The organism is Sodaliphilus pleomorphus (genome assembly GCF_009676955.1).
Lineage (GTDB): Bacteria > Bacteroidota > Bacteroidia > Bacteroidales > Muribaculaceae > Sodaliphilus > Sodaliphilus pleomorphus.
In genome coordinates this window covers 2,479,412-2,492,843 of record NZ_CP045696.1, presented here as the reverse complement: position 1 = coordinate 2,492,843, position 13,432 = coordinate 2,479,412, and the positions used below count along the sequence as shown (strand labels likewise).

Below are 13,432 nucleotides of genomic sequence, written 5' to 3'. Positions count from 1 at the left end.
GCGGAAGTGGTGTAATGGTAGCACGGCTGGCATCCAGTCAGCAGGTCAAGGTTCAACTCCTTACTTCCGCTCTAATTGTATTTGGCATGGAGTTGAAAATCTTAGAGCGAACATTCGGTCTTGAAATAGAGTATGCCGACCTCGACAAACATAATGTGTATCTACCTGCGCCCTACACATGGGACGAAGAAGAAGTGATACACAATACTGATGGAACAAGAGGGACTGTTTCTGCTCGCTATGGTGGTGAGATTAACACCCCACCAATGAAGTTGTGCCACGCTGATTTAGATACGCTGAAACGTGTTGTAGATAGTTGTCGTGACAATGGTGCAGTGGCAAGACGTGATTGTGGAGTGCAAGTCCATATCTTTGTTGGCGATTTGGAGGTTGAGGAATTGAAGCGCATTTATTTCCTGTCCTATTATACCACGAATATATTGAAGGAGTTATGTATGCTACCGCCATATTGCGATGAACAGCACTTCCGAAGGTCTCCCGAAACATCATATTTCTTGCGAGTTTGTGAGGCTAAAAGTTTCAGTGATTTGGAACACTGCTTTGAGAGCAACCATAACAAGGGGTTTATTCGCCATTTCGTCAATATATCGTCCTACTTCGTAAGAAAGACAGTTGAGTTCCGCATATTCAACTCCACCACTGACTTTAACGAAATGGTGCGCTGTATCATGTTTGCTTACCGTTTTGTCGACTATGCTTTAAAACACGATATTGACGACTTCAAGACGTTTACCATTGTGGCTGATTTCGTCAAGCGGACCAAAGTTCCAACGGATTTGCCGAAGTTGCCGCACTCTCTGATATTCTTTTCCTCGGTTAGAAGAATGGATGTAAGCGACACGAACCATAAGTCATTGGCGCTAAGCAACCCCATGATGAGTCTCGTGCTAAAGAATACTGGGGCACGGATTGTGTGTGTCAACCCTCAACTATATTCGACAGAAGTTAGGCTATCAGCGACAAAGTCTGTGGTGGTGTTTTGCAACGATGAGTTTAATAATTTGCTGTTTGATATTGTCCGCAATGGAGTTCGAATAACATACGACAATCGAGCCAAATGGCTGCAAGACTACAATGGAGACAGCCCAGTGAAACAGATTGCGTGCTTATTGGTGTTCAAGAAAGTTCAACTTTTATTTCGTGATAGCGCTTTTCACAAGCGGAAATTAGAGGCTATAATCAATGCTATGGAAAAGACCATTGAGAGGGCGACACGATCGGCAGAGAGGATAGTGAAGTTTCTTGAGTCATGTGAATATCACCTCGGGACTTTGAATGATGCGATTGCCTATGGCGGTGAGATTTTCTTCCAGTTTGACGATTACAGCAAAAACAATACTGCTATGGGCGCATTGCGCAGGCATAGCGACTACGATGGTTCATTAAGCAAGAAGCGCACGCATTACCTTAATGTAACTGAAAATTTGCCCGAAGGAACTTCCGTGCTTATGTTTAGCGACTTCGCTTTTCATGAAAGCATGATGAAAATTGGCAAGGTTGGCTATCACTATCTCTACTCCACCAAACCGATGGCCACAAAGATGTCACGTTCTGTTCACAAGAAAAACAGAATCAATATTATTGAGCCGCCAAATGATTTGGTCATAGATGATGCGAGTAAGTTGAAGATAATTCATGTCAATGGTGAAACTTTGCGACAGGCCCAGGAAGTCTATGTTCAGAAAGTTGAGGCAGTCACGACAGCCAGTTTCCCGTTTTTGGTGTATTATGACAAGTATTTACTCGGTGGACTTGGGTTCAACTTTACGAAGCATCCGAACTATGATATTTGGCTGTTGTCTGATTTCTGTACCAACAATCAGATACCTCGACTTAGCAAGTTAATCCTGCTCTGTGTGAAAAGCAAAGAGGTGAAACGCATGATGTGTCGTATCTTGCTGCGAGAGATTTCAACCTGCTACACCAAAGTCTATACGCACAAGCCAGTATCGATGAAGTATCGTGGAATGTTCAAGAAAGTTTCGGTCGAGCGCAACCACCTGCTTTACGAAACGCTGCTTGGCAGTTCTGGGTCAATCAGTGATGTAGTCAAAAAGTATAACGATATAATCAGCAAGATGAAATGACCGACAAGTGGAAAATCGACATGGTAGATATAACTCTGCTTGATGAGGCAGAGTTGAACGCCAATGAAATGACTGATGAGGAATTTAACCGACTGGTTGAAAACATCAGAATCAGCGGTGGGTTGAGTAGCGCCATTGGGTGTTATCGCAAGACCGAAGATGGCAGGTATGTGATATTCAGTGGGCACCACAGAAAGCGTGCGGCGGAAGTTCTGCGAATGCGGAAAGTTCCTGTCGTGTGGGCAGACGAGAAAGACTTGGATGCAGATGAAGCCATCGCCCTTCAGTTGTCGCACAATTCTCTGCATGGGACTGATAATCAGAATATCTTGAAGAAGATGATTGAGCAGATACAAAGCATCGACTTCAAGGCTTTTGCGAATATCAATATCAACGAGATAGAGAAAGTTGACACAAGCGGTGTATCGTTCTCTATCGAGAGCGAGCATTACACTATGACCATGATTATGTATAACAACGACATCAAGCTGTTAAAGGAGGTTCTTGGCATAGTAGATAATGAGACACGAAAGAGTGACATTGTAGTCTTGGCAGACGGAACAGAGAACGAGGAGTTCTACTTCCAACTGATTGACCAAATTAGAAAGAAGTACGATATTACGTCCAGTGGTGTTGCGTTCGTGAAACTACTGAACTTAGCTAAAAAGCAAATGGAATTAGAGCAATGAAGATTGGATTGATTAAAGAGACAAAGACACCGGTAGATAATCGTGTTGCGCTGACACCGCAACAAGCTGCATGGTTGCAAAGCAACTTTCCGATTAAGATTGTTGCTCAATCAAGTGACGTGCGAGTTTTTGCCGATGATGAGTATATAAAAAATGGTATTGCTGTCTCAGATGTTGTGGATGATTGCGACCTGCTTTTAGGTATAAAAGAAGTAACTCCAGACGAGCTGGTGTATGGTGGAAGATATATGTTTTTCTCACATATTGCAAAAAAACAGCCATACAACAAAAAGTTGCTAAGAGCGCTTATAAGACGAGGAATAACACTCACTGACTATGAGTATATCTTGGGTGAAGACGGGCGTAGGTGTGTTGCGTTTGGTTATTATGCAGGTGCTGTCGGAGCTTATAATGCGATTCGCCTGTATGGACTAAAGTACGGAAAGTTCAGTCTTCCAAAGCCAAATCAACGATGGACAATTAATAACTTAACATTAGAGGTTGCTAAAGTGTACCAATTACTTCGTTATGACAAAGTCCGAATTCTTGTGACAGGCAGTGGACGTGCTGCAAAAGGTGCGATGGCTGTTCTTGGCCAACTCTCTCGAAAAAACATTGCTGTAGATAGGGTGGGTTCAGACAAGATGGTTACTTCTATAGACGGACACTACGACCGAACAGAATACCACCTACACCCAAGTATTTATAAGAGCAAATTCATGGACTACACGAAGATGTACGACATCTTGGTAAGTTGCCACTACTGGGATACAAAAGCGCCAGTATTCCTGACTGATGAGCTTATGCAGGCAAACGATAATCGCATGAGGGTGATAGCCGACGTTACTTGCGACATCAACGGTAGTATTGCGTGTACGATTCGTCCGTCAACACATGCACAGCCATTCTATGACTATTCGCCCTTTTCTCATGCAGAAATGCCGTTATTTGCTGATGAGAAGAATATATCAGTCATGGCAGTAGACACTCTTCCTAATGCACTACCAGCATGTGCAAGTAAAGATTTTGGATATATGCTTGCGCATTATGTCTTAATCCCCATATTAAAAGGTGAAAAGACCGCAGTTAGTCGAGCAACAATTGTCGACTGTGGAGAGATAACAAAAAGATACCAATATCTAAAATCATGGTTAGAAGGATAAAAGATGAAGAAATCGCAAAAATGTATGAGAAGAAGTTGTGCAATATCAGCGCAACTTGCTCGGCACTTGGCATCAATAGACTGACATTCTATCGTAGGCGAGAAAAGTCGAAAACATTACAAAAGCTCCTCGAGGAAGCAGAAGAGTCGCTACTCGATTGGGCAGAGACGAAACTCATCAGCCACATAGAGGACGGAGATATTACCACCTTGTTGTTTTTCTTAAAGACGAAAGGCAAGAAGCGTGGCTATGTCGAAAAGGTCGAGAACGATGTGAGCATAAATGGTTTCGAGGAGTTGATGAGGTCGCTGCCTGTCGATGATGATTAAACAAATGTAACAAAATAAAAAAAGTGGGGTTAAGTCGTGAACAGAAACTACTGATGTCGTGGCGAGCTGACTGGAATAAGTTCGCCCGTGACGTCTTAAAGGCAAGGCTCGACAAAGAGCAACAAGCAATTCTTGCCTCTGTTCAGCACAATCCCATGACTGCGGTTGCGAGCGGAACTGCACGGGGCAAAGACTTTGTTGCGGCAGTCGCTGCCCTCTGCTTCCTGTATCTGACCCCACGATTTAACAAATCTGGGGAATTGGTTGGCAACACAAAAGTCGCACTGACCGCACCAACAGGACGACAAGTTGATGTGATTATGATACCCGAAATCGCAAGATTGTTTCGGGCGGCAGGTGACAACGTACTGCCTGGTCGCTTGTTGTCAAGTGGTATCAGAACCAGTCATAGAGAGTGGTTCTTGATTGGTTTTAAGGCAAGCGATGAGACTGAGGCATGGTCTGGTTTTCACGCTGTCAATACCATGTTTGTAGTGACTGAGGCATCGGGCATCAGCGAGAACACGTTCAATGCTATCGAGGGCAACTTGCAAGGTAACTCGCGGTTGCTTTTGGTGTTCAATCCCAACATTACGACTGGCTATGCAGCGAGGGCGATGAAGTCCAGCCGTTTCAAGGCATTCCGCCTAAACTCCCTTAATGCTGAAAATGTCGTGACCAAGACCAATACGATCCCTGGGCAAGTGGACTATCCGTGGGTGAAGGATAAGGTGGAAAACTGGTGCACAAGAATTAGAGAGGATGATTTCAACGAGGGTGATGGCGACTTCAAATGGGAGGGTGCGTTATACCGCCCCAATGACCTATTCCGCATCAAGGTACTTGGAATGTTCCCGAAAGTCAGTCAAGACGTCCTCGTGCCTTACGAATGGATTGAGTTGGCTAATAACCGCTGGCTGGAGTATAAAGAGCGTGAGTTTGTACCACGATGTCCTAAATATGTCGGCAGTGACGTTGCTGGCATGGGTAGGGATAGCAGTGTGCTGTGCTGCCGATTTGGCGACTATGTGGAGAAATTTGAAGCACACCAGTCAGCAGGACAAGCCGATCATATGCACGTGGCTGGCATGATAATCAATGAACTTGTCGGCAAAAAGGACAAGGCATTTATAGACACGATTGGTGAGGGTGCTGGTGTGTTCAGCCGGCTGCAAGAACTTGACTACACCAATGTATATTCGTGTAAGTACAGCGAGAGCGCAAGACACCTGCACGACCTTACAGGTGAGTACACATTCGCTAACATGAGAGCGTACCTCTACTGGTGTGTCCGAGATTGGCTCAACCCGAAGAATGGTTACTCACCTGCTTTGCCACCAAATGACAAGCTGGCAGAGGAAATGACAGAGACGCATTGGCATTTCCAGTCCAATAATGGGTCAATCATCATAGAGAAGAAAGAAAACATTGTGGCGAGGATTAAGCGAAGTCCGGACTATATGGATGCTTTGGCCAATACTTTCTATCCTTATGGTGAAGATTTCTTAACGGATAGCGAGATATTACAAGATTTTTTGTAATTTTGCATCGTTTCTTTATTACAATGGTAGGCATTTTGTCTACACATTGCTCTTTGTGTACCGAATGCTTGGGAAAGTACTTCGGTACATTTTTTGCAGTTAGTAAAAGTTAAATCTTTGGTAATCAGTAAAATAAGGTGAATTTTTTCCGAAAAAAATTTGGCCATGTCGCTAAAATGTTGTAGTTTTACAATGTAATAAAGAAACATATAAAAATCAAGAGCAATGAAAGTAAACGCAATCAAAGAGGCCATTAAGGCCAACTTCGTGAACAACAACTATGATGCCGCATGTGCGTTGTGTGAGGAACAAGGTCTTTTCGATGACTACGTGAAGGCCGCTAACGGACGCAGCTTGAAGTCGCTGCTCGCCTACCTACGTAAGCAAGACAACGAGCGTGCTGCTGCCGTGACCGAGACCGAGACAACCGATGTTGAGGAAGCACCTGTCACTGCTGATGAGCAAGTGGAAGTCCAGCAGGAAGAGGCCGCTGCTACTGATGAGCCGACCAAGAAAGAGAAGAAGAGCAAGACCTCGTTCTTCTACTTTGCTGTGAGCGTTGAGGACTACAACAGCGGAAACGTTTCGCCGGAAAACGCACTTGATGGTGTTCAAGACGCTTCTCGCTTGAACGTTCGCAGAGCGATGATGAAGGCCGGTCGCAAAGGTAAGACCTACTGGACAATCACTGCTGTCAAGAAAAATGGCGAAGTGGTTGGCTACGGAGTGAATAAGAAGCAAGCACTCTCGGCTTACTTTGCTGCCTAACATTTTCAAGAACCGCAGGTGGTGAGACATAGGCCTTGCCACCTGCTTAACAACTAAACGTCATGAACGCTAACAGAAGAAAAAGATTAGAGAAAGTCATTGGCCGTTTGACTGAATTGATGGCTGAGATAGATGCTGTCCGTGAAGATGAGCAAGAGGCTTACGACAATATGCCCGAAGGCTTGCAGTATAGCGAGCGAGGTGAGCAGATGAGTGACAACATCGACACCCTCGATATGTCATACTTGGATTTAGGCAACGTGATTAATCAACTCCAAGAAATCGTAGAAGCATGAGTATTTCAGTAGAGCAAGAAGTAAATACGCAATCCATGATGTCCGCTACCTGCAAAATCATTTAAAGGAGATTGAGACACACTTGCAGCGATTGAGCCGATATGAGGGTTGGATGCGTGACGAAGAAAAACGAAAACTCATTAAGCAAGACTGATATGGTGACAATAGACGATTTGAAACTGATAAACCCAGTATATGACCGCCGCTATGTAGTGTCGGTTACTGATGTGGCAAAAGCTAATAGGCTGATAGAAGATATTGAGCGCAACCTGCATACTGGTGTGCCACAAGTTGGTGACTTGGTGTGTGGAAGTTACTATCGAGGTTCACAGACATTTGAACGAGGCATCATTGACCGCAGATATAGAGAGGCACCTGATGTCGTTTCAGTATGCTACCATCCGTACGTTCCATTCGTGGAGGGCGACGATGATGAGGTGGTATTGAGCGTGAGCGGAGGTCCTTTCACAGCTGCATATCAATCCATGTTTGAGTGCATAGGCGAGGAAGAGCGGTTATTCTGTGACTTCGGGCATTGCGGACCATGTGAAGGTGGTGCGTTCTACTTCAAGGCGAGGGTCAAGAAGTGGCGGCTCAAAGGCTTTGACGCAAACTATCCGTGGAGTTCGTCTGGCAAGAATGGCTATTGCGAAATCGACAATCCGAACTTGGTGCATAGTGCAGAGTATGCCAACTGGCACGAGAAAGGCGACTTGTTCAATATCTACTTTGACGATGAGAAGAAAGTAAAGGCTTGCGCAGTCTATGATGGTGTCAGTGTTGGCACCAGTATTCAGCGATTGGAATATTACTTGGAACGCCACAGAGGAAAACTCAGACCCCAATTGCTTGCTCTGAAATGTGTGGTTGGAGAATGGGTTGACGTGAAAGCGAGCACGGCATTCCAGTCCGAGAACGAAATGAACCACCAACGATATGCAGTCATCACGATGGCAACCGACACAATGACAGATGAGCCATCGCTTTGCTTGCAACTGCATGATGGTGAGTTTATCTATGTCAATGACTACATAGGATTAAGAAAAGTGTGTACCGCATTTGACCATATAGCAATGAAGTAGTTATTGGTTAAGCAATCCTATGTTAGCGGGTGGTTTTGCAGTGATGCCGAGCCACCTTTCTCTCAACTGCGTGACAAGCAAGTGTTCCCTATCACTATACACAACATTTTCATTCAGCCAATTCTAAGCGAGTTAATTCTCATTCAGTAAATCATCAATCTTGGAAAGTCGGTCTTTGTACTTTTGTTCATTCTTAAAAGTGTCGATGGCGAGTTGGCAAACTCGTTTCTCGCTGATGTAGTCCTTGCGCTTGCGGTATAGAACCAATAGACGGTCGTAGGCATGGGTTGCTGGATAACCAGTCTTGATACATTCTTCGTATGTGGCTATAGCAGCTTCTTCATCTCCAGCCTTTTCTTGTGATATGCCTTGATTGTTCAAAGTGACGGTTGTGGTCATTCGTTTCTTGGAACTCTCGTAAGCGTCTTTTTTAACCTGCATCAACTTGAATTTGGACTCGTCTATCGTAACATATCCGTCCTCGTCCTCGTTGGCGAAGAAAGTATCTTCGTCCATGATGGCACCCTCTTTGAAGTTGGCATCAAGGTAAGCACGTTTAACTTTAACTTTGCCGTTTCCCAACTCAATCACATCAGAACCAGCCGCTTTTTCTTTTAGTTCGTTCATGCGTGCAAGCGTTTGGTCTAACATGGCACGTTTGTCCTTTTCTTGCTGAACCATTTGGTTGGCACGTTCATGCTGAGCGTCCTCTTGGTTGCTTTTCACGACTGCCATGATAATGCCGAAGATGGCAAGCCCTACGATAATCGCTACGAAAGTTCCCATATTTTTAAGAGAAAATTTTGTTCGAATTGACAAAATTAGTATCTTTGCAGCGTTTATATTAGAGTATAAAGTTAAAAATAATTAAACTATTTGATATTCAAATACTTTTGATTATCTTTGTAGTGATTTATTGGACATCTAATAGCCTACAATCGCTAAATATTTTGTATCTTTATGATGTCAAATAAATCTTACTTGTGGCAGCGAGCCACAAACGAATATCGGTGTGACAACCCCGTGAGTGAATTGTAATGGCTCACTCGTGCGCAAGTAAGACGCATTTGACAGCGGGAAGTGGCACACCGCTTTTCGTGCCGCATGTCAAACAATTCTTACTAATGTCAAACTACAAGATTTTCAGCAATGCGCAATTCGGAGAAATCCGAGTGCGTGCAGGCTCTGTGCCGCTGTTCTGTCTTGTCGATCTTTGCCGGGCGATGGGGTTCTATAATCCCTCCTCGGTGAAGAAGTCGTTCAAGACGGGCGATGTGGTCATGTTGCGTTGCGAAACAGCCGGTACACAAAGAGCAAAAAGAAACATGAATTTTGTCACTGAAACAGCAGTGGCGCAGTTAATCAACAAGGAAAGCAACAGAGACTTGACCGCATTCCGTGAATGGATGAACACAGAGGTTATTCCTCAATCAAGAACCGCAGAAGAGCCGGTAAGTATGATTGAGCGTGACGATGTGATGGCCGTCATAGAGGGCACGGCTATTCAGATTGACAAATTGACCAAGAGAATCGCCAAGTTGGAGCAACGATTCAACGTACAGCCAACACAGCGAGTTGTCGTGAGCAGCAATCCTCAAACCTCTACGATTGCGGATTATGTTGAGACGAACCACATTCCCATTGGGCGCAAAGAACATTCCTACTACTCGGTAGTAGCGAGAAGTGTCTGTCGTATTAGAGGCATTGATGTAGATGTGGTTGTCGTGAACAACAAGACTGTGAACGCTTATCCAGTTGATGTGCTTGTGGAAGTATTCAAGGATTTCAACCCTGCATGATGGAAACGCTCGAATTGTCAAAATATCCACTGCTTACAAAAATCATTAAGCAGTTGAGTGATGAGAAAGGCTACAAGGACATGAAGGAGTTTCTGTGTGACGCTTTCTCTGAGGCGATTGAGACAATCAGACAAGCGCAACGTTGCAATGAAGAAGAAGCATTTGACGTGCTGATTGCACTGCGTGGGTACAAGGAACTGATTGACGAACTGGCAGAAAATGGCAAATATCCATTCCCGATAATTGCAGGAGAGTAATTGTTTCCAGTCTTGAAAGAATTGGAAAGAACTGGAAAGATTTTGATGGTGGTATAAGACTTTTTCTTGTACCACCAATTTTTTTAGGAAATATGTTTGAATTTCAAATATTTTAATTACCTTTACGGACGTAAGCGTGTGAAGCCGCACGCAACCAGCACTGGACGAAATTACCTGCTCATTGCTCTTAATGGGTTTCGTTGGTCTGCTTGCGTCAAGGCGCACGGTAGACCAATTTTTAACTATTAAAGCAAGAGTAATGAACAAGAAGCAGTTAATCTTGAAATCATTGAAAACGAAAGCGAAGGCGTTCGGTTTCAACAAAAAGGAGTTAGAGAGTATCGCAGACGCAGTGTCCGATAATCTCGAACTCGCAGAAGATGCCTCGGATGAGGACGTAAACGCAGCTATCGAAACAGCGGTGGACGCGGTTCTTCCTTTCCTTAAAGTCAGCCAGTCGGCTGCAAGTCGAGCAATCCAAGCATATAAGGATGCTCACCCTGTCGAGGACAATGATAGCGACGATGGCGATGATGAAAATGCACTTGCCACAAAACCGTTCAAGTCAAGTCCGAAGAAAGGGAGCAAGGCACAGACAACTACCGATGATGAGACCCCAGCGTGGGCGCAGCGACTCTTTGACCGCCTTGACAAGATTGAGGGCGAGAAAACCACGGACAAGCGCCAGTCCAAGTTGCAGAAGTTGCTGGAGAACACAGGGTCGTTCGGTAAGCGCACCATGAAAGCCTTTGCCCGAATGAAATTCGAGAACGATGAGGAGTTTGAGGAATATCTCGAGGAAGTGCAGTCTGACCTTGATGAACTCAACCAAGAGCGAGCCAACGATGGTTTGAGTAAGCTCGGTTCTGTGCCGCCTGCAAAGGGAGCAAAGGCCGACAAAGAGAAAGAAGTTGAACTAATGTCTGATGATGAACTCGACAAGTTGGCGAAAGAGTTCTAAATCGCAATCTAAAAGAAGAACAAAATGATACACGATGTAGGTGTTCAAGAGTCGTTTGGGTTTAAGAATGACCCAATCGTCATTCGTGTGTACGGCAAGTCCGTTATCGGTGGCCGTATGCTTGAAGTGGCTGGCTACACCGAGGAGTTTATCCGCAAGGGTCAACTCATTATTCGTGACGAGACCAACGAGGTCAGCAAGCCTATGCCTGTCACTGATGGCGCATACGGCACACTGCCCAAAGGCTACGTTTACGAGGGTGTCGCCAAGTCGACGGTCGCTGCGAGCGAACCGCTTGTTGGTGTGATGTACGAGGGAGAGGTCAACGATGTGGCAAGTCCGTATCCTCTGACCGCTGAAATGCTCACGGCATTGAAGTCGGCTCTCCCCGAGTTGAAGTTTACTCACGATTAAAATGTAAGAAGTTATGCAAAAGGTATCGTCTTTATTCAAGAAGTATCTTGACCGCTTCTTCCCACTACTTTCCACGCTCGTTGAGAAAATCAACGACAAGCGAGGCAATCAGCTGACGTATCTCCACAAGGATACAGCAATTCTGAAAAAGACATTCTCGGCTGACAACAAGTGGGAGAGTGCTTCGGTCAATTCGCAGTATGTAGCCGCAGACTTCGTGGCAATGGATTCACCCCTGCCTTTGAAGTCTCGCCCGACGGTGCACACAGGTAACGGCAAGCTGCCGAAGTCCGGTATCGCCCGTGTCCTTATTGAGAGTGAGATTACCGAGTTGCAGGTAATGGAAGCGCAAGGTGGCAACGCACAGCGTATCGCCCGCATTCTTGCTGACAATGCAATTTCCTGCGATGCTGGTCTCGATGAGTTGATGGAGTATGCGTTCCTCTATGGCTTCAGCAATGGTTTCGTGGCAATGCCCGATGTTGACCACCCCGACCAACTGATGCGCTTGAAGTACGGCTATCTTGACGAGAACACGTTTGGCACTGCCGACAAGGGAGTGGTCACAATCAGTGATTTCCGCCGTGTCTTTGAGAAAGCCGAGGAGGACCAAAATACGATTATCAAGGTGTGGATTGCCAAGTCAACCTACGATGCTCTGCGCAAGACCCGTGAGGCACGTGAACTTGTGGCTGACATGGAAGATAGAGTTTACACCGATGAGAGTGTCCTGCCAATTCCCAGCACGAACAAGTTTGACCAAGCGATGGAAGATGAGTTTGGTATCACGTTCCAAGTCATTAACCGCACGGTCAAGTTCGAGAAAAATGGCACTCCCACCAATGTTAAACCTTGGAATCCGAACCGAGTTATCTTCGTCTGCAATGAGCAGGTCGGTGAGTTTGTCTATGGTCGACTTGCCGAGGACCGCAACCGAGTGAACGGAGTGAACTACAATCTGATTGACGATTTCAAGCTGATTTCGGAGTATTCGATGAACGAGCCTTCGCTGGTTGAAAAGACCACTGGCCAGTGCCTTGCCGCACCGATTATCGAGGACGTAGATCAGCTTTATGTGCTTGACCTTAATGCAAGCGAGGAAGTGAATGAGACTGCCGAGGCGGCCGATTCCACTGACCAATATGTGACCATTTGGGGTGCGAAGTACACCAAGTCTGCGCTTATTGCGGTTATGAAGGCACAAGGCATTTCGATTGCAGTGAACGCCACTGACGCAACAATCGTCAAGAAGATTAACGAGTTGAGTGAGGAGGACGAGGCTGCTCTCAAGACTGCCGCAGAATCCGCTAAGGTTAACGGCTAACATTATTCCTTACTGCTATGGCTAAGACAATTCAGCAGGCGTTAATCGACGAAGTTTTATATCCACTGCCAGTTGGCATTGTAGAGAACATCATGGTCAAGCGTGGTCTTGAAGATGCTGCGTTCACGAAGTCTGTGGCAGAGAGTGAAGCCTATATCGGTGCGCTTGCTGATTGTCTTTACTCACTGATTATGGCTATAAATTTCTCGGAGTCGGACAAATCTATCGGTTCACTGACTGACAAAGATAAGACCCGCATTCTCGCACGTGCAAACCATTATTACGGACTTATCGGTGAAGATGCGGTGAACGATGGCGAACCGATGGTAATGGTGGGAGATTGTCTGTAATGGGAGTTCTCAAAATGAAACCGCACCGCCTCGCCTATTGGCTCATGACTGATGGGTATGTGGATGAGAATGGCGACCCGCACGAGGGCGAGAGAACACTCGTGGACTACTGCGAGTGTGACTTGAAACCTGCTGGTTCTGCCAACGTAATTCAGTTTGAGGACGGGGTTGCCGAGAGTTATTCCTACACGATATATTTACCTGCCAATAGCCGGAAGTTCAAGCGTGGTGACAAGATTGTGGTCACCTACTTCGATTTGCAGACGGAGTTTATAGTAAAAGGGTTTCAGCGATACCAACTGCAATGTAAGATTTGGGTGTAATGGATATTCAGTGTACAACTCCCAAGCA

Annotated in this window: 16 protein-coding genes and 1 tRNA gene; 16 read left to right on the top strand and 1 reads right to left on the bottom strand. The window is 45.5% G+C overall.

Translation table 11 applies throughout. From position 1 onward, the window contains the following. The 9 genes from GF423_RS10250 (at window position 1) to GF423_RS10210 (ending at window position 7,976) form a co-directional block, all read left to right on the top strand. Window positions 1–71: transfer RNA gene (locus GF423_RS10250), tRNA-Gly, on the top strand. A 15-nt stretch (window positions 72–86) separates the two neighbouring features. Beyond that, window positions 87–2,108: a GNAT-like putative antirestriction protein gene (locus GF423_RS10245; RefSeq protein WP_154328262.1), complete on the top strand. Its 2,022-nt coding sequence runs from the start codon at window positions 87–89 to the stop codon at window positions 2,106–2,108. Next, entirely contained in the window at window positions 2,105–2,797 is a 693-nt protein-coding gene (locus GF423_RS10240) for a ParB/RepB/Spo0J family partition protein (protein ID WP_154328261.1), read from the top strand. The genes GF423_RS10245 and GF423_RS10240 overlap by 4 nt, the downstream gene beginning before the upstream one ends. Continuing rightward, on the top strand, window positions 2,794–3,960 hold the full coding sequence (locus GF423_RS10235; protein WP_154328260.1) for an NAD(P)-dependent oxidoreductase: 1,167 nt from the start codon (window positions 2,794–2,796) through the stop codon (window positions 3,958–3,960). The genes GF423_RS10240 and GF423_RS10235 overlap by 4 nt, the downstream gene beginning before the upstream one ends. Continuing rightward, window positions 3,945–4,289, top strand: coding sequence for a hypothetical protein (locus GF423_RS10230; RefSeq protein ID WP_154328259.1), 345 nt, complete (start codon window positions 3,945–3,947; stop codon window positions 4,287–4,289). Before GF423_RS10235 ends, GF423_RS10230 begins: the two co-directional genes overlap by 16 nt. Window positions 4,290–4,312: 23 nt before the next feature. After that, entirely contained in the window at window positions 4,313–5,830 is a 1,518-nt protein-coding gene (locus GF423_RS10225) for a hypothetical protein (protein ID WP_241004955.1), read from the top strand. 225 nt (window positions 5,831–6,055) lie between these two features. Continuing rightward, window positions 6,056–6,598: a hypothetical protein gene (locus GF423_RS10220; RefSeq protein ID WP_154328258.1), complete on the top strand. Its 543-nt coding sequence runs from the start codon at window positions 6,056–6,058 to the stop codon at window positions 6,596–6,598. A gap of 62 nt (window positions 6,599–6,660) precedes the next feature. Further along, window positions 6,661–6,894, top strand: coding sequence for a hypothetical protein (locus GF423_RS10215; RefSeq protein WP_154328257.1), 234 nt, complete (start codon window positions 6,661–6,663; stop codon window positions 6,892–6,894). Between the two features lie 155 nt (window positions 6,895–7,049). Further along, window positions 7,050–7,976 carry a DUF4121 family protein gene (locus tag GF423_RS10210; RefSeq protein ID WP_206113226.1) on the top strand — a complete coding sequence of 309 codons (927 nt, stop codon included), beginning with the start codon at window positions 7,050–7,052 and terminating at the stop codon, window positions 7,974–7,976. Window positions 7,977–8,108: 132 nt separating this feature from the next. Here GF423_RS10210 and GF423_RS10205 read toward each other — a convergent pair whose 3' ends face one another. Next, complete coding sequence (locus GF423_RS10205; RefSeq protein ID WP_154328255.1) at window positions 8,109–8,762, bottom strand: hypothetical protein; 654 nt, start codon at window positions 8,760–8,762, stop codon at window positions 8,109–8,111. A gap of 338 nt (window positions 8,763–9,100) precedes the next feature. Between GF423_RS10205 and GF423_RS10200 the strand changes: the two genes are divergently transcribed. The 7 genes from GF423_RS10200 to GF423_RS10170 all read left to right on the top strand — a co-directional run bounded on the left by GF423_RS10200 (window position 9,101) and on the right by GF423_RS10170 (window position 13,404). After that, complete coding sequence (locus tag GF423_RS10200) at window positions 9,101–9,775, top strand: BRO family protein (protein WP_206113225.1); 675 nt, start codon at window positions 9,101–9,103, stop codon at window positions 9,773–9,775. Next, window positions 9,772–10,032 carry a hypothetical protein gene (locus GF423_RS10195; RefSeq protein WP_154328253.1) on the top strand — a complete coding sequence of 87 codons (261 nt, stop codon included), beginning with the start codon at window positions 9,772–9,774 and terminating at the stop codon, window positions 10,030–10,032. The genes GF423_RS10200 and GF423_RS10195 overlap by 4 nt, the downstream gene beginning before the upstream one ends. A 259-nt stretch (window positions 10,033–10,291) precedes the next feature. Further along, on the top strand, window positions 10,292–10,993 hold the full coding sequence (locus GF423_RS10190; RefSeq protein ID WP_154328252.1) for a hypothetical protein: 702 nt from the start codon (window positions 10,292–10,294) through the stop codon (window positions 10,991–10,993). A 24-nt stretch (window positions 10,994–11,017) separates the two neighbouring features. Beyond that, window positions 11,018–11,407 (top strand): hypothetical protein, encoded by a 390-nt coding sequence (locus tag GF423_RS10185; protein ID WP_154328251.1) that lies wholly within the window; start codon window positions 11,018–11,020, stop codon window positions 11,405–11,407. 13 nt (window positions 11,408–11,420) lie between these two features. Then, entirely contained in the window at window positions 11,421–12,731 is a 1,311-nt protein-coding gene (locus tag GF423_RS10180; RefSeq protein WP_154328250.1) for a hypothetical protein, read from the top strand. Window positions 12,732–12,748: 17 nt separating this feature from the next. Continuing rightward, complete coding sequence (locus GF423_RS10175; protein ID WP_154328249.1) at window positions 12,749–13,081, top strand: hypothetical protein; 333 nt, start codon at window positions 12,749–12,751, stop codon at window positions 13,079–13,081. Between the two features lie 14 nt (window positions 13,082–13,095). Further along, a complete protein-coding gene (locus tag GF423_RS10170) occupies window positions 13,096–13,404 on the top strand; it encodes a hypothetical protein (protein ID WP_154538183.1) in 309 nt (102 codons plus the stop codon). Window positions 13,405–13,432: the final 28 nt, after the last annotated feature.